Source organism: Pantoea sp. AG702 (assembly GCF_003182295.1).
In the GTDB taxonomy this organism is placed as follows: domain Bacteria; phylum Pseudomonadota; class Gammaproteobacteria; order Enterobacterales; family Enterobacteriaceae; genus Pantoea; species Pantoea ananatis.
On sequence record NZ_QGTU01000003.1, the window covers coordinates 142,752 to 157,615 of the forward strand.

Below are 14,864 nucleotides of genomic sequence, written 5' to 3' on the forward strand. Positions count from 1 at the left end.
CCCTTTTTGGGGCGAAAATCAACCAAAGTGTACCACGCCGGAGAATTCATGAGCCAACTTGAACTGAACGATCGCGCACTAACCCTGCATCGTTTCCCGCAGATGCGTGACGAGAGTCCGTTACAAGCCTGGGATGCCGCTGATGAATATCTGTTGCAGCAAAGCCTGCCATCGGGTCCGGCGTTGATTTTTAACGACAGTTTCGGGGCGTTAACCTGCGCGCTGCATTCGCGTCCGGTGTGGCATATTAGTGATTCCTGGCTGAGCCAGCAGGCAACGCGCCAGAACCTGCGCCTGAATGCGCTGGATGACAGCGACGTCCATTTCCTCGACAGCCTCTCTGACTTACCGGCGGCGCCCGCACTGGTGTTGATTAAAGTTCCTAAAACGCTGGCCCTGCTGGAGCAGCAACTGCGTGCGGTGCGTCAGGTGATTACCCCGGAAACCGTAGTGCTGGCGGCGGGGCGTGCGAAAGAGATTCATACCTCCACGCTGCAACTGTTTGAACAGATCATTGGTGAAACCAAAACCTCGCTGGCCGTAAAAAAAGCGCGGGTGATATACAGTCAGTTCACCCAACCCGCGCTGCGTGAAAAAGCGCCAACGCAGGTCTGGCCGCTGGACGGAACGCCTTACCAGATTCACAACCATGCCAACGTGTTTTCCCGATCTTCTCTGGATATCGGTGCGCGCTTGTTCATGCAGCATCTGCCGGAAAATATTGAGGGCGAAATCGTCGATCTGGGCTGTGGCAATGGCGTTATCGGGCTGATGGCGCTGGCGCAGAATCCTGAGGCAGAGGTGCATTTCCTTGATGAGTCTTATATGGCAGTGGCCTCCAGCCGGTTAAACGTTGAGGTCAACCGCCCAGACGATCTGTCGCGCTGCCAGTTCCGGGTCAACAACGTGCTCAGTGGCTATCCATCCGATACCTTGCATGCCGTGCTCTGTAATCCACCCTTCCACCAGCAGCACGCGGTCACCGACCACCTGGCCTGGCAGATGTTCCGCGATGCGAAACGCTGCCTGCAATATGGTGGAGAACTGCGCATCGTTGGCAACCGCCACCTTGATTACCACCACAAGCTGAAAAAGCTGTTCGGTAACTGCACGCTGGTGGCCTCCAACAAAAAATTTGTGGTGCTGCGCGCCGTAAAAATGCGTTAACTAAAGCGTTAACGCCAGTGCGGTGGCCTGGGCGATTGCCCGACGGGCATCCAGCTCTTGCGCCACATCGGCCCCGCCAATTACCTGCACCGGTTTGCCGTTTGCCCGCAATGCCGCTTCCAGTTCGCGTTGCGGCTCCTGACCGGCGCAGATAATCACATTATCAACCGGCAGGACAAGCGGTTCGCCGTCGCGTTTGATGTGTAGTCCTTCATCATCAATCGCCAGATACGTAATCCCGCCCCACATTTCAACGCCGCGTGACTGCAGGCTGCTGCGGTGGATCCAGCCGGTGGTTTTCGCCAGCGTTGCGCCGGGCTTGCCCGCCTTACGCTGAAGCAGCCAGATTTGGCGAGGGGATGGCAGCGGCGCGGGGGCGATCAGACCTCCGCGCTGCGTCAGGCTGTGATCGATGCCCCATTCACGATAAAAGTCGTCCACCGTTTCGGTCTGATGCGGTTGAGAAAGGTATTCTGCCGTATCAAACCCGATCCCGCCTGCGCCAATGATCGCCACGCGCTGCCCAACCGGACGTTTATCCGCCAGCACATCCAGATAGCTCAGCACGCTGGGATGATCGATACCGGGAATCTCTGGCGTGCGGGGTTTAATGCCGGTTGCCAGGATAACCTCATCGACGTCAGCCAGCATAGCGGCGCTGACCACCCGGCAACCTGTTTTAATGACCACGCCTGCCGCAGGTAAACGATGACGAAAATAGCGCAGGGTTTCGCTGAACTCTTCTTTGCCAGGGATCTGACGGGCGATATTGAACTGCCCGCCGATGTCTGGCGCGGCATCATAAAGTGTTACCTGATGCCCCCGTTCTGCCGCCTGCAACGCAAACGCCATGCCCGCCGGTCCGGCACCGACCACGGCCAGCCGTTTAGCTGCGCGCGTCGGCGTAACGGGCATCAGGGATTCATGGCAGGCGCGGGGGTTAACCAGGCAGGAGGTCACATGACCGGCAAAAATCTGGTCCAGACAGGCCTGATTACAGGCGATACAGGTGTTGATGCTGTTGTCATCCCCCCGCTGCGCCTTGCTGACAAAGGCAGCATCGGCCAGAAAAGGTCGCGCCATCGACACCATGTCTGCACAGCCATCCTGTAATAGCTGTTCGGCCACCTGCGGGTGGTTGATACGGTTAGTCGCCACCACCGGCACCGCGACGTGCTGACGCAAACGGCGCGTGACCCAGGCAAAGGCGGCGCGGGGTACGCAGGTGGCAATGGTTGGAATTCGCGCCTCATGCCAGCCGATGCCGGTATTAAACAGCGTCACACCACAGCGTTCCAGCTCGCTGGCCAGCTGCAGCGTCTCTTCTAACGTGCTGCCGTGGTGAATTAAATCCAGCATCGACAGCCGGAAGATAATAATAAAGCGCTCGCCAGTGGCCGCGCGTACCGCACGAGTAATTGCCAGGGCAAATTGCATGCGCCCGGTAAAATCACCGCCCCAACGATCCTGGCGCTGGTTGGTATGCTGCACCAGAAACTGGTTAATCAGATAACCTTCGGAACCCATGATTTCCACACCATCGTAGCCCGCCTTCTGGGCGAGCCGGGCACAGTGGGCGAAATCGGCAATGGTCTGTTCAATCTCGGCATCGCTCAGTTCACGCGGAGTAAAGCGATTGATGGGGGCCTGTATCGCAGAGGGGGCAACCAGATCGCGCTGAAAGCTGTAGCGACCGGTGTGCAATATCTGCAGGGCGATTTTCCCCTCATGCTGATGCACCGCGGCGGTAATTTGTCGGTGCCAGTCGCACTGTGATTCCTCGTTCAGCACCGCGCCGTGTTCGGCGGTCACGCCCTGGGGATTCGGTGACACACCGCCTGTGACGATCAGCGCCACGCCTTCCCGTGCCCGCTCGCCATAGAATGCCGCCAGCCTGGCCGCGCCCTCTTCACGCTCTTCAAGGCCGGTATGCATTGACCCCATCAGAAAACGGTTTCTGAGCTGAGTAAAGCCCAGATCGAGCGGGGTGAATAAAGCAGGATAGTGGGAGGGCAGCGCTGTCATAATCACTCACAGATAAAGTGGTCGGATGAGTTAGCTTCAACCATTTCTATGTTAAAAAAAAGTGAAATGGCATCAGGGTGTGAGAAACATCATAAAAGCGTCACTACCCGGCGCGGCAGTCCGCCCCTTAAACACGCCGCAGAAGAGCAGACTCAGTGGAATTCAGCGGCGGCGAATCCAGGAATAGCGCGAACGATAGCCGCTGCCGTGATGGGTATTGAAACGGTAGCTGGAGCCAGATTCGGTGGCGCAGTAAGTACACAGAGGAATCAGGTCGATTTGTGCTGCCGGTATGCCTGTATTGACCAGCATCTGCTTAGCCAGCTGCGGTAAATCGAACCAGATGCCTGCCTGGGTGGCAACGGCCTGGGGGCGCAGTGCGAACGGATTACGAGGCTGCTGCTCGTGATAGCGCAGCGGCAGGGGGATACCTGGCAACCGCTCAATATCTGCCAGGCGTTGCCGATCCAGCTCAAAACAACAGGGCGCCAGCGCCGGGCCAATCGCCACGGTCAGGCTCTGGGGCGTTGCGCCGCGTTCACAGAGTTGCTCCACGGCGCGGTACAGCACCCCGGCCAGCGTGCCCTGCAGGCCGGCATGCACGGCGGCCACCTGTCTCTCTTGCCGGTCGGCAAACAATACGGGTAAACAGTCGGCCGTGTACACGGCGACGGGTCGGTGTCCGGTGGCAATCACGCCATCTGCATCACAGCTTTTAGGGGGGAAATTATGGATATCGGTGACGACCACGGCGCTGTGGCGCTGATGACCATAGGCCGCATCCTCGGGCGGCGGTTCACCTGCGGGCTGAAAAGCGTAATCGACCCAGTCGAGTGCATCAAGTAATGGCGAACGCGGCATGGCGGACATCCTCTTCTCCTGTCAGGTCAGCGTGCAATCTGCTGCCCTCAGCTTACGTTAACTGCTACATTTTTGAAGCGTTACCCACTCAAATCTTTCACACCTTAGGATGAAACGATGAAAAATTCAGTGAATGTCGCGCTGTCAGCCATGGTTGTGCTGGCGCTGGCGGGCTGTGCGCAACCTGCCCGGCAGCAGGCACAGCAGCAACTGGGGCAGCAATCGGTGCTGGCGTTAGACTGGTTCCAGCAGTCCGGCGAATATCAGGCGCTCAGCTGGCAGGCATTTAACAGCGCCCGTCTGGCCTTTGATCAATCGGCTTCGCTGACCGGCAAGCCTAAGGCGGTCATCGTCGATTTAGATGAAACCATGCTCGATAACAGCGCCTACAGTGCCTGGCAGGCAAAAAATGGACAGCCTTTCAGCGATAAAACCTGGTCAGCCTGGACCCAGGCGCGTCAGGCCAGAGCCGTTCCCGGCGCGGTGGAGTTTGCCCGTTATGTCAACAGCCATGGCGGCACCGTATTCTATGTCTCCAACCGCGATCAGAAAGATTACGCTGCGACGGTGGCTAACCTTGAACAGCTTGGTTTTAGCGGCGTGAGCGAAAAAACGGTGAGCCTGAAAACGGACTCATCAAACAAACAGGCACGTTTCGATGCAATCAAAAATGCGGGCTACAACGTGGTGTTGTATATCGGTGACAACCTGAACGATTTTGGTGGGGCAACCTGGCATCAGGGGAATGCACAGCGCCAGGCGTTTGTTGAGCGTAACCATGCACAGTTTGGTACACAGTTCATTGTGTTGCCGAACCCGCTCTACGGCGACTGGGAGAGCGGGATGGCCGAGAATTACAATAAACTGACGCCTGAACAGCAGCTCTCCGTCCGTGAAGCGCGCCTGAGGGCCTGGAACGGTAAATAATGTGTCAATACAGAGAGCCTGCAATGAGTAGGCTCTTTTTACATCGCTGTGGGCATTTACTTACTGTCGTCACTATTCTCATGCAAATTAAATTAACCATCTCTTGCTTTAATATTCCCTTTAACAAAGTTCATTTAACTGCCTAATTCGAATAAAGGCGGTGGATTGTGCTATTCATAAATTCTGCATTTAAGAGTAATCCTGGTCTGATGCGCGACCTCTGTTTTTTTTCATTCTCGCCCGGAAAGCGTTTTGTATTTATTTGTCAGTTTTGCTTTTCCTGATAAATATTTAACTAAATGATTTTAATGATAAATAATTAAAGTAACCAGATACCTCAGTGGTATGACCTCTTAATTTTATTTACGTAACCATGACGTTTGTTGAATAAGTGCTTACATAAAACGCCCTGTTTTTCTGGGCTGAAATATTCCGTGTGCATTGATAATGATAAGCAGCTATAACCTTTTAATGTGATGAGCTTCAGGTTTCGTAACCCATTCGCAGATATTAAGTGAGCGGGTCCACTCCGTGGTCAGCCAGAACGTCCTGTTCCCGGTCGTAGAGAGAAGATGATTGTGACGACACTTAAACCCTTATTAGCGAAAAATCGCAGTTGGGCACTTCAGCGCCGCCAGCGTAACCCCGCCTATTTTGAAAAATCCTTATATCAGCAAAAACCGCATTCATTATGGATAGGCTGTTCAGACAGTCGGGTACCGGCGGAGGTATTAACGGGGTCGCATCCTGGTGAACTGTTTGTTCACCGTAATATCGCCAATATGGTCGTGGCAGAGGACGATAACCTGCTAAGCGTGCTGCAATATGCCGTTTTTTACCTTGGGGTAAAGCGAATCGTGCTGAGCGGTCACTACGGCTGCGGAGGCGTTCAGGCGGCCTTATCGCTGCCCGACAGCCCGCTGGCCACTGAGGATTCGGCACTGGCACGGCGTATTACTTTTCTGCGGCGTGGGTTAGCGAGTCATCTTCACAGCGAAGCCACGCAGGAGACGGAAAGCGAGAAACTGAATCGTCTGGTTGAGGCCAATGTTTTGGTGCAGTTTGCCAATCTGGTGGCGGCCGAACCGGTACGGCAGGCCTGGCAGTCTGGTCAGGAACTGGACGTGTTTGGCTGTGTTTACGACCTGCAATCGGGTCATCTTAAAGAGTTGATTCAGCAATCTGCAGAGGAGTCTTCACCATGAATCTGGATACATTACGCCGCGATGTGCCGGCAGGGCTGGTTGTGTTTCTGGTCGCACTGCCGCTCTGCCTGGGCATCGCACAGGCCAGCGGACTGCCGCCGTTTGCCGGTTTATTGACGGGGGTGATTGGCGGGATACTCGTGACCTCCCTGAGCCCTTCACGTTTTGCGGTCAGCGGACCGGCCGCGGGCCTGGTGACCATCGTCGTGGCCTCTATGGCGACGCTGGGCAGCTTCTCCGCGTTTCTGACCGCCCTGATTATCGCCGGGGTGCTGCAATGTCTGTTTGGCCTGTTACGCGCCGGGCGTTTCATCGCCCTGGTGCCCGGCAGCGTCATCAAGGGCATGCTGGCGGCGATTGGGTTGCTGCTGATTATGCAGCAGATACCGGTCGCGCTGGGCGCGGGCGGCAGCGTGAAGTTAGTGTCGCTGGTCAACGGGGAAATGACATTCTCGCTGTCCGCGCTGCTGGTTTCTTTAGTGGGCTTGTTCATTCTGTTTGTATGGACAACCGGACCCATTAAAGGAATCAAGGCACTGGCATGGATACCTGGCCCCTTGTTCGCCGTGCTGTTTGGCTGTGTGGTGACCGTTGCAGGCGCGCGACTGTTCCCTGAACTCACCGGTGCCCTACCGCGCATTTCACTGCCCGCTTTTGACAGCGTTTCCGCGATGATGGCGGAGCTGGAAACCCCGGACTGGATGGCATGGAAAAAACCACAGGTCTGGGTCGTGGCCCTGACCCTGGCGCTGGTGGCGAGTCTGGAAACGTTGTTAAGCCAGGAAGCCCTGAAAAAGCTGCGGCCGCAAACCCCAGCGCCGTCACCCAACAGAGAAATGTTTGCCCAGGGCATAGGTAACCTGACGGCCGGCTTCCTTGGTGCCATGCCCATTACGGCGGTGATCGTCCGGAGTTCGGCTAACGTCAACGCTGGCGCACAAACTAAACTGTCCATTTTGCTGCATGGCGTCATGCTGCTGATTTGCGGAATGTGGTTCAGTGAAATGCTGAATGCTATCCCGCTCGCCAGCCTCGCGGCGGTGCTGCTGTACACCGGCTACAAGCTGGCCGCACCCCGTCTGTTTATTGAGCAGTTCCGCATGGGCGCGCAACAGTACGTACCGTTCCTGGCCACGATTATCGGGATTATTACGCTGGGGATGCTGGTCGGTATCGGTATCGGTATTGCCACCCAGATCCTTTACAGCATCTACAAGAGCCACCGTAACGCATTGCAGCTTACACGTTATGACGACCACTACGTTTTACGTTTCCAGCAAAATCTGACGTTTATGCACAATCCTAAACTGCAGGGGCTGCTTGATAAAATACCCGAAAATAGCGTGGTAATCGTCGATAACGATAATGCAGAATACATCGATCCGGACGTTAAAGCCGTCCTGAAGGATTTTGGTGAGAATGCGGATAAGCGGGGAATCCGTCTGAGTCAATGGCCGGTGGCGGTGAAATAACCGTTCAGACCAAAACAGTCAGACAAAACGTGAAAAATCGGATATCTCGGATATCCGATTTTTTTATTTGTAAGACATAATGAATGGGGATCTCTGCGTGCATGCTTATACCCAGTAACGGGCTTCAAATCGCTAACGTTCGTTCATTTAAGGGTGCTTTTCTTTGAATGGCGCAGACAAGATTCAGGGTTAAATAATCATAACGCCATATACCCCGTAAGCGGCGTGATGGTAAGCCTCTTTGTGACAAGGTCCAGACGTATGCGCGTTAAGCTGTTTGAAGAGCACAATGCTAAAAAAAGTGCCCTCTGGCTGTTTATGATTACTCTGATGTTCTGTTTTGTCGGCGGACATCTGCGTATTCCCCATGACTTATCCCTGTTCTGGCCGGTTAACGCCTTTATTGCCGGTATGATGCTGCGCTATCCCTTTCTTCATCGCACCCGTTTTTATCTTGTTTGTTTCAGCGCCATGGTATTTAACGACGCGGTGTTTTCAGGCTGGACCTTACCGGCGTTCACACTGAACGTTGCCAATATTCTGTTTATCCTGATTTGCGTCGTGGTGATGGGGCGGCAGTATCAGCACGACTCCAGCAGCGAGCGTATCGCTAACGCCATGCGCATTTTTCCGGCTTGCCTGCTGGCGGCGTTCGGTTGCGCCACCTGGGGCGGCCTGGCGCAGGTCGGCAGCATAAATGCCGAATTTGCCGATGCGTGGATGAACTGGTTCAGCGAGCAGTTTTCGACCGGACTCATGCTGCTGCCGTTTCTGTTAACCTCAAGCTGGCGCGTGAGGATTTCAGCCCGGCGGCTGCAGATGGGCAAAATTGTCCCGTTAATTGCCGTCGTGCTGTCACTGGTCGCCGGGGCGTTAATGGGCGGGGCAGGCAGCCTTACCTTACCGGTGCCAGCCCTAATCTGGTGTGCCATCGTGTTGCCTGTGCCGCTGACCAGCCTGATCACCCTGATAACCGGGATTAGCCAAATTATTTTGGTTTCTCACGGTGTGATGAATATTCAGGGCGATAACAGTCTGCTGCCCATCAGCCATCTGACCTCAGCGCGCCTCGGCGTAGCCACGATTGCCCTGAGTCCGTTAATTGTGGCAGTAAGCATGGATGCGATTCGCCAGCTCAATGAACGTCTGGCGCTACGTGCGGACTACGATTTTCTGACCCAGCTCCTGTCGCGTTCGGGGCTGTATGAACATCTCCGCAATGAAGCCTGTTCTGAGCAACGCCAGGTTGGGGTGATCCTGCTGGATGTGGACTACTTTAAATCGGTCAATGACAATTTTGGCCATGATGCGGGCGACAGGGTACTGGAAGAGATCGCGCGGCGCATTTCGCCGCTGGTGGGCAACCACGGTCATATCTGCCGGTTTGGCGGAGAGGAGTTTGTGATTGTGCAGTTCGACCTCTCGCCGGAAATGATTTATTCACTGGCTGAAGGCATTCGTCAGAGCATCGTTAAAGAGAAATTCTTACTGCATGGCAACGCGGTCACCGTCACCGTCAGCCTGGGGCTGGCATACGGCCAGGCGCAACCCGGTGTGGAGTGGGCCGAAACGGTTAATCGTTTGATCTCTGCCGCGGATAAAAACCTTTATATCTCTAAGCGAAACGGCCGTAATCAGACCTCACCCGGCAATGCGCGCAGTGAGATGACCAGCGACGTTGCCTGAGCAGGCCGCTGGCGGCGATTAATTAACGCTGGTTTTGAGCGACGCGTTCTGTTGATGACGTTCCAGTGCCAGCTCAATCAGGCGGGTAATCAGATCCTGATAGCTCAGACCTGCCGCCTGCCAAAGCTTAGGATACATGCTGATGTTGGTGAAGCCGGGTAAGGTATTCACCTCATTCACGATAATCTCACCGTCTTCGGTATGGAACACGTCAACACGGGCCAGACCAAAACAGGACAGCGCGGTGAAGGCGGTGAGCGCCACCTCACGAATCGCCTCATCGACAGCCGCAGGAATGTCCGCCGGAATCACCGTGTGTGCGCCGGTTTCGCTAATGTACTTGGTGTCATAGGAATAAAAGGCATCGCTCACCACGACTTCGCCGCAGGGGCTGGCCTCTGGGTAATCGTTGCCCAGCACGGCGCACTCGATCTCGCGACCTTTAATCCCTTTTTCAATCAGAACCTTATTGTCAAACCTAAACGCCAGCTCCAGCGCCGCACGAAACGCTGCAGCGGTGGTGACCTTACTGACGCCAACGGACGATCCCTGATTCGCTGGCTTGATAAAAAGCGGGAGTCCAAAGCGTGCGATAACGGCTTCGATGTCCAGTTTGTTCATCTGCGCCTGCGTCACGCTCAGCCAGGGGGCAACCTTTAAACCGGCATCCCGCAGCAGGCGTTTTGTGACGTCTTTATCCATGCTGACGGCAGAGCCCAGCACGTCCGAGCCAACGAAGGGGAGCGAAGCCATACGCAGCAAACCCTGCAGGGAACCGTCTTCGCCTTGCGTGCCGTGAACCACGGGAAAAATCACGTCGAGCTGCGACAGCGGATGGGCGTCCATTCGGTCAATGATCTGGTTTTGGGGTTCGCCGGGGATGAGTGCGACCTGTTTTGCCGTGCGGTTCAAGGCAATCAGCGACGGATTTTCCGCATTCAGCAGAAAGTTTGAGGCATCATTAAGATGCCACTGGCCTTGCTTATCAATCCCCAGCAGCACAACCTCAAACCGGGTTTTATCAATCGCATCAACAATATTCTTAGCCGACTGCAATGACACTTCATGCTCAGAAGATTTGCCACCGAACACGATGCCAACTCGCTGTTTTTTCATCGAACCTTATCCACGTACAGGCAAATAAATACCCTACCACAGGCGTGACGATAAAAGACAGACAGACGCGCTTAACGCATCGCCCTCAGAGGCGGTGGCTAGCAGTCGGTAATTTTTTCATTACCGGAGACGGAGGGAAGCGATTTTTGAGGAACGCTTTTCAGAAACTCTTTTGACTCCTCATCCACCAGCCGGGTCAGCGTTAACTGCTCCTGAAATTTGGTCAGCAGAAGCTCCGCATCGGATTTAATCAGGCCGTCAGAGGACTCCAGAACCGTATTGATGGCCTGACTGATCGCTGAAATCAGCTCTTCGACACCGCCGCTTTTGCCCACGGTCAGCGTCAACGCGCTGAGCAACAGCGATTGCGCTTCTGTCTGAGCAACCAGTTCTTTCGTTTCAGCATCCATTTTTGAAATTTTGGCCAGCATGCTAAGAACAGCGCTTTTCATCATGGTCTTCCTCAGAGTCTGTGTTGGTGTTGAACATTATTAGCGCAGAGAAAAGCACAGGCAACCGTGCCGTGATCGGATGATTCCGCTTATCACGAAAGGCTTTGCGCCGCCGCCAGAGGCGTTATCTGGCTGGAATGCCTGGCAAGGGTAAACCCAAAAACGCCCGGGTAACCGCTGGCCCAGATTACACCTTCACGGCGCCTAAATGCTGCACAACGCAAAAAAAAGAGTATCAGGCTGCTTTTACAGCAATGCGTAACGTCATTCAGTATGAAAGACAAGTAAACAGGCGTTTATTCTCGCGTTTGTCTGGCGCTGCGGCGGTTAAAATTTGACTAACTCATCCTCAGCGCAACCCAATATGTATCGCAGAAAAATACATCTACGAACGCTCCTTACCGCGTTATCCATTGGAAGCGTCATACTGACTTCAGGTCTGCTGTTGGGCGCGCTGTTTATTTTTCAAAAGAGCAATATTGAAGAGTCGTTGTTAGACAGTAACATCGCCTACGCGCGCAAGCTGGCGGATACGACCGATCATTACCTGACTATTGCTCAGCGCGAACTGGCCTGGAGTGCTAATCAGATCACCGATCTCAACGATCTGAACAGGCTGCATCGCGAAACCACGCGTTTACTGCAGCAGTCCGGCTTTTTCAATTCGGTCGCTGTTGTTGATCGTCATGCCGTTATCGCTTCCGTTTCGCCTGAAAGCCTCAGCCTCGTGGGCGTGAAAGTAGACACTCCGCAGACAGAGCAGGCTATTACGTTCCGTAAGCCCTTTATTTCCTCGCCTTTCAACTCCCCTTCAGGCAATTACGTCGTGCTGCTGTCACAGCCCCTGTTTGCAGCGGATGGTCGTTATCTTGGTTTTATCTGTGGAACCATCTACCTGAAGAAACAGAGCATGTTGAGTGATGTGCTGAGCCAGCATTATTACGGGGATGGCACCTCGGTGAGTATTGTCAGTGATGACGGCTCCGTTATTTTCAGTCACGATCCAGCCCAGGTTGGCAAACGCATGGCGCTAAGCCCACAGTTGCAAAAGCGGCTGGCCTCAACCACGAGTGGTCAGTTAATGATTCAGGAGGAGGGCAAAAAATACCTCATCGGCTATGCCAGCCTGCAAAAAACCGACTGGAATATTTTTATGTCAGGCACCTCAGAAACCGTGGGTAGCCTGATGGCGCACACGGCCAGGAGCGCGTTCTGGTTTATCCTCGGTGTTATCGTGCTCACCGCAACCTGTATGGCCTTTCTGGCGACGCGCATCTCTTATCCGCTGGAAAAACTGGCCGGAATGGTGCGCGATGGTGGTAGCGATGCCAGCCCGGAGCTGCTCTCATCGGTTAACACCTGGTATAACGAAGCGGACAGGTTGAGAGAGGCGGTTCAGCAGCATCGTCGGGCGGTCGCCGGGCACGTTGCCGACCTGAATGATAAAGCCATGACCGATCCGCTGACCGGACTGAATAACCGGCGCGGCTTTTATATTCAGGCGGCGCAGCACAGCGAAGAGCCTGTGCAAAGCGCCATCGCTATTGATATCGATCACTTCAAAAAGATCAACGATCGCTACGGGCATGATGCGGGAGACGAGGTTCTGGTAAGCCTGGCAGGGTTGTTGCGTAAGCGATGCCGCACGCTGGATGTGATAAGCCGTTTTGGGGGGGAGGAGTTTATTTTGCTGCTTCCCGGTACGGCACTGAACGACGCGGCCGCGATGGCGGAACGCATCCGTGAAGCCGTCAGCAAAACGTCATTTCCGTTTATCAGTGCGATGACTGTCTCTCTCGGCGTCGCGACGCTAAGTGAAACGGAGGACAAAGACGCCCTGTTAAGACGGGCAGACGAAGCGTTGTATGCGGCCAAAGGGGATGGCCGTAATCGGGTGATGATAAGCCACGAGGGCGCGATCTCTCGCTATCCGGCCGGATAAGCCTGCGCGCCGTGTATCAGCACATCTCACGCAGTTTCCAGTGCAGCCAGTGATCCAGTTCACTGTCTGCCAGCGGCCGGGAGTAGAAAAAGCCCTGCGCCTGGTCACAACCATATTCTGTTAATGCCTCGACGGTATCGACGCATTCTACGCCTTCAGCCAGCACGACATAATCCAGCTCTTTCAGCATGGCGATGATGTTGCGGGCGATGATGCGTGACGCCGTATCTGACGACAGCTCACTGATCAACGACCTGTCCAGTTTAATCACGTCCAGCGGCATACGGCGAAGATAGCTGATATTGCTGTAGCCGGTGCCAAAATCATCAAGAGAAATACCGAAGCCGCGCAGTTTAAGCATTTCAAGTCCGCGCATGGCGGAAGGGCTTTCCACAATGCGCTCTGTTTCCAGGCACTCAATTCCCAGCAGCGACGTGGGGAGTTTCGCCTTTAACATTCTCTCTTCCAGCACGTCCGCGAAGCCATCAATCGAGAAATCACGCTCACTAACGTTAATCGTGATCGGCAACTGGATACAGCTATTGCGCAGACGTTTCAGGCGCGTAATCACGTTGTCTATGACCCAGGTGGTCAGGCTCGTGAGTATCTCTGTCTGCTCGGCCAGCGGAATAAATGAGGCAGGGGAGAGTTCACCGTGTACGGGATGGCGCCAGCGAATCAGCGCCTCCAGCCCAATAGGCTTGCCGCTTTGTAAGCAAATTTTGGGTTGGTAAACCAGATACAGGCCGCTATTTTCCCGCAACGCCCTCGCCAGATCGTTTACCAGGGTGAAGTCCTGGGTACGTTTGTTGTCGGTGGCCTCGCTAAAGCGTAAAGAGGGCAATCCCCGATCGATGGCTTCATGCAAGGCACTGACTGCCTGACGCAGCGTTTCGTGAGGGGGGAAAATGCCGGAGACAAAATCGACTTCACCGGTGTGTGTACTCAGCCCCACCGAGAGGCCTTCACCCAGGTCCGCACTGATGCCCGCCATCTGGCAGGCCACCCAGTTAGCACTGATGCGGCTGTCCGCCCGGGTCAGCACGGCAAAACGTCCAGTCGCCACGGTGTAAAGAATATCGCTGGGTGCAGGACGCAGGCGTAAAGGCAGCAGTGTCGCAACATCTTTAAGCAGGCTTTCGACCGGGGCCATGCCCATTGAACGGGCCAGTTCATAGGCACGGGGCATATCTATACAGTCAATCAGGACCAGGCGACGCAGCGTGGTGTCACCGGCAGCCGCCAGATAATGCATGTCGCGGATCAGGCGCTGACGATTTGGCAGATTCGTCACCGGATCGATAAATCCTGCAGAATGCCACGCTTCCAGAAATGACATCACCAGTGATGACAGCAGTGTCAGCGTCGTGATTTGTGCCGGGGTGAAAGGATGCGGCTGAATATCGGTCACACACAGCGTGCCCAGATTAATGCCATCGCGGTTTTTAAGCGGTACGCCCGCATAAAAACGAATAAAGGGGGCACCAATGATCAGCGGGTGGGCCGCGAACCGGCTGTCCAGAAACGTGTCTGGCACCACCACCGCAGCATCGCTGTCTACCGCGAAGCGGCAAAGGGAGTCCTCGCGGGAGGAGCGCTCCAGCTTGAAGTTGTGTGAGGCACGAATGTACTGGAATTCGTCATCAATGACCGAAATAAAGCTTCCGGGAATATTCAGCGCCTGACTGGCAAGCCTGACGAATTTTCTCAGCACATCATCCCGACTTTCATCGGGGTAGCGAAGGGCCTCAAGGGCACGCGTGCGGCGTTCATGATCGCCGTCGAGATTCATAAGCATGTGTGTCCTCCGCTCCGGATTGCTCACGGCGCGAAATTAAAAAGAAAAAATGTCGAATAAAAACACCGGAATGAGGCCGGACTCGGCGAAAGGAAAATAAAAAATAGTTTTTTTCTCGGTAAATAATAGGCGCGTTCTGGTTTTATGTCTCTTTTTATTTTCTTTAATGAATTTATTAGTTATCGACGATGCATACATTTAATCAATTTTTGA

11 protein-coding genes are annotated in these 14,864 nt (G+C 54.6%); 6 read left to right on the top strand and 5 right to left on the bottom strand.

Annotation, left to right across the window (positions count from 1 at the left end; all coding sequences use genetic code 11):
* Positions 1–48 precede the first annotated feature (48 nt).
* Positions 49–1,167 (top strand): 23S rRNA (guanine(1835)-N(2))-methyltransferase RlmG, encoded by a 1,119-nt coding sequence (gene rlmG / locus DFO57_RS10185; RefSeq protein WP_014594681.1) that lies wholly within the window; start codon positions 49–51, stop codon positions 1,165–1,167.
* Here rlmG and DFO57_RS10190 read toward each other — a convergent pair whose 3' ends face one another.
* Complete coding sequence (locus DFO57_RS10190) at positions 1,168–3,192, bottom strand: NADPH-dependent 2,4-dienoyl-CoA reductase (RefSeq protein ID WP_110015318.1); 2,025 nt, start codon at positions 3,190–3,192, stop codon at positions 1,168–1,170.
* A gap of 162 nt (positions 3,193–3,354) precedes the next feature.
* Positions 3,355–4,062 carry a polyphenol oxidase family protein gene (locus tag DFO57_RS10195; protein WP_015699458.1) on the bottom strand — a complete coding sequence of 236 codons (708 nt, stop codon included), beginning with the start codon at positions 4,060–4,062 and terminating at the stop codon, positions 3,355–3,357.
* Positions 4,063–4,170: 108 nt separating this feature from the next.
* On the opposite strand from DFO57_RS10195, the gene DFO57_RS10200 reads away from it, so the two are divergent.
* The 4 genes from DFO57_RS10200 (at position 4,171) to DFO57_RS10215 (ending at position 9,343) form a co-directional block, all read left to right on the top strand.
* Positions 4,171–4,980 (top strand): 5'-nucleotidase, lipoprotein e(P4) family, encoded by an 810-nt coding sequence (locus DFO57_RS10200; RefSeq protein ID WP_013027315.1) that lies wholly within the window; start codon positions 4,171–4,173, stop codon positions 4,978–4,980.
* A 572-nt stretch (positions 4,981–5,552) separates the two neighbouring features.
* Entirely contained in the window at positions 5,553–6,185 is a 633-nt protein-coding gene (locus DFO57_RS10205; RefSeq protein WP_014594678.1) for a carbonic anhydrase, read from the top strand.
* Positions 6,182–7,657: a SulP family inorganic anion transporter gene (locus tag DFO57_RS10210; protein ID WP_110015319.1), complete on the top strand. Its 1,476-nt coding sequence runs from the start codon at positions 6,182–6,184 to the stop codon at positions 7,655–7,657. Before DFO57_RS10205 ends, DFO57_RS10210 begins: the two co-directional genes overlap by 4 nt.
* A 261-nt stretch (positions 7,658–7,918) precedes the next feature.
* On the top strand, positions 7,919–9,343 hold the full coding sequence (locus tag DFO57_RS10215) for a GGDEF domain-containing protein (protein WP_014604943.1): 1,425 nt from the start codon (positions 7,919–7,921) through the stop codon (positions 9,341–9,343).
* Positions 9,344–9,361: 18 nt separating this feature from the next.
* Here DFO57_RS10215 and ddlA read toward each other — a convergent pair whose 3' ends face one another.
* Entirely contained in the window at positions 9,362–10,459 is a 1,098-nt protein-coding gene (gene ddlA, locus DFO57_RS10220) for a D-alanine--D-alanine ligase (RefSeq protein WP_029569185.1), read from the bottom strand.
* Positions 10,460–10,557: 98 nt separating this feature from the next.
* Positions 10,558–10,911 carry an anti-adapter protein IraP gene (gene iraP / locus DFO57_RS10225; protein ID WP_022622436.1) on the bottom strand — a complete coding sequence of 118 codons (354 nt, stop codon included), beginning with the start codon at positions 10,909–10,911 and terminating at the stop codon, positions 10,558–10,560.
* A gap of 364 nt (positions 10,912–11,275) precedes the next feature.
* On the opposite strand from iraP, the gene DFO57_RS10235 reads away from it, so the two are divergent.
* Entirely contained in the window at positions 11,276–12,853 is a 1,578-nt protein-coding gene (locus tag DFO57_RS10235; protein WP_014604944.1) for a diguanylate cyclase, read from the top strand.
* A gap of 16 nt (positions 12,854–12,869) precedes the next feature.
* Here DFO57_RS10235 and DFO57_RS10240 read toward each other — a convergent pair whose 3' ends face one another.
* The gene (locus tag DFO57_RS10240; RefSeq protein WP_089517784.1) at positions 12,870–14,651 is read right to left on the bottom strand and encodes a GGDEF and EAL domain-containing protein; all 1,782 of its coding nucleotides are present in this window, start codon (positions 14,649–14,651) and stop codon (positions 12,870–12,872) included.
* Between the last annotated feature and the right edge of the window lie 213 nt (positions 14,652–14,864).

Excerpts from the sequence above, each read along its gene's own strand:
- DFO57_RS10190 (WP_110015318.1), bottom strand. The coding sequence starts at position 3,192 with ATGACAGCGCTGCCCTCCCACTATCCTGCTTTATTCACCCCGCTCGAT.
- rlmG (WP_014594681.1), top strand. The coding sequence starts at position 49 with ATGAGCCAACTTGAACTGAACGATCGCGCACTAACCCTGCATCGTTTC.
- iraP (WP_022622436.1), bottom strand. The coding sequence starts at position 10,911 with ATGAAAAGCGCTGTTCTTAGCATGCTGGCCAAAATTTCAAAAATGGAT.
- DFO57_RS10205 (WP_014594678.1), top strand. The coding sequence starts at position 5,553 with ATGATTGTGACGACACTTAAACCCTTATTAGCGAAAAATCGCAGTTGG.
- DFO57_RS10240 (WP_089517784.1), bottom strand. The coding sequence starts at position 14,651 with ATGCTTATGAATCTCGACGGCGATCATGAACGCCGCACGCGTGCCCTT.
- DFO57_RS10235 (WP_014604944.1), top strand. The coding sequence starts at position 11,276 with ATGTATCGCAGAAAAATACATCTACGAACGCTCCTTACCGCGTTATCC.
- DFO57_RS10210 (WP_110015319.1), top strand. The coding sequence starts at position 6,182 with ATGAATCTGGATACATTACGCCGCGATGTGCCGGCAGGGCTGGTTGTG.
- DFO57_RS10215 (WP_014604943.1), top strand. The coding sequence starts at position 7,919 with ATGCGCGTTAAGCTGTTTGAAGAGCACAATGCTAAAAAAAGTGCCCTC.
- DFO57_RS10195 (WP_015699458.1), bottom strand. The coding sequence starts at position 4,062 with ATGTCCGCCATGCCGCGTTCGCCATTACTTGATGCACTCGACTGGGTC.
- DFO57_RS10200 (WP_013027315.1), top strand. The coding sequence starts at position 4,171 with ATGAAAAATTCAGTGAATGTCGCGCTGTCAGCCATGGTTGTGCTGGCG.
- ddlA (WP_029569185.1), bottom strand. The coding sequence starts at position 10,459 with ATGAAAAAACAGCGAGTTGGCATCGTGTTCGGTGGCAAATCTTCTGAG.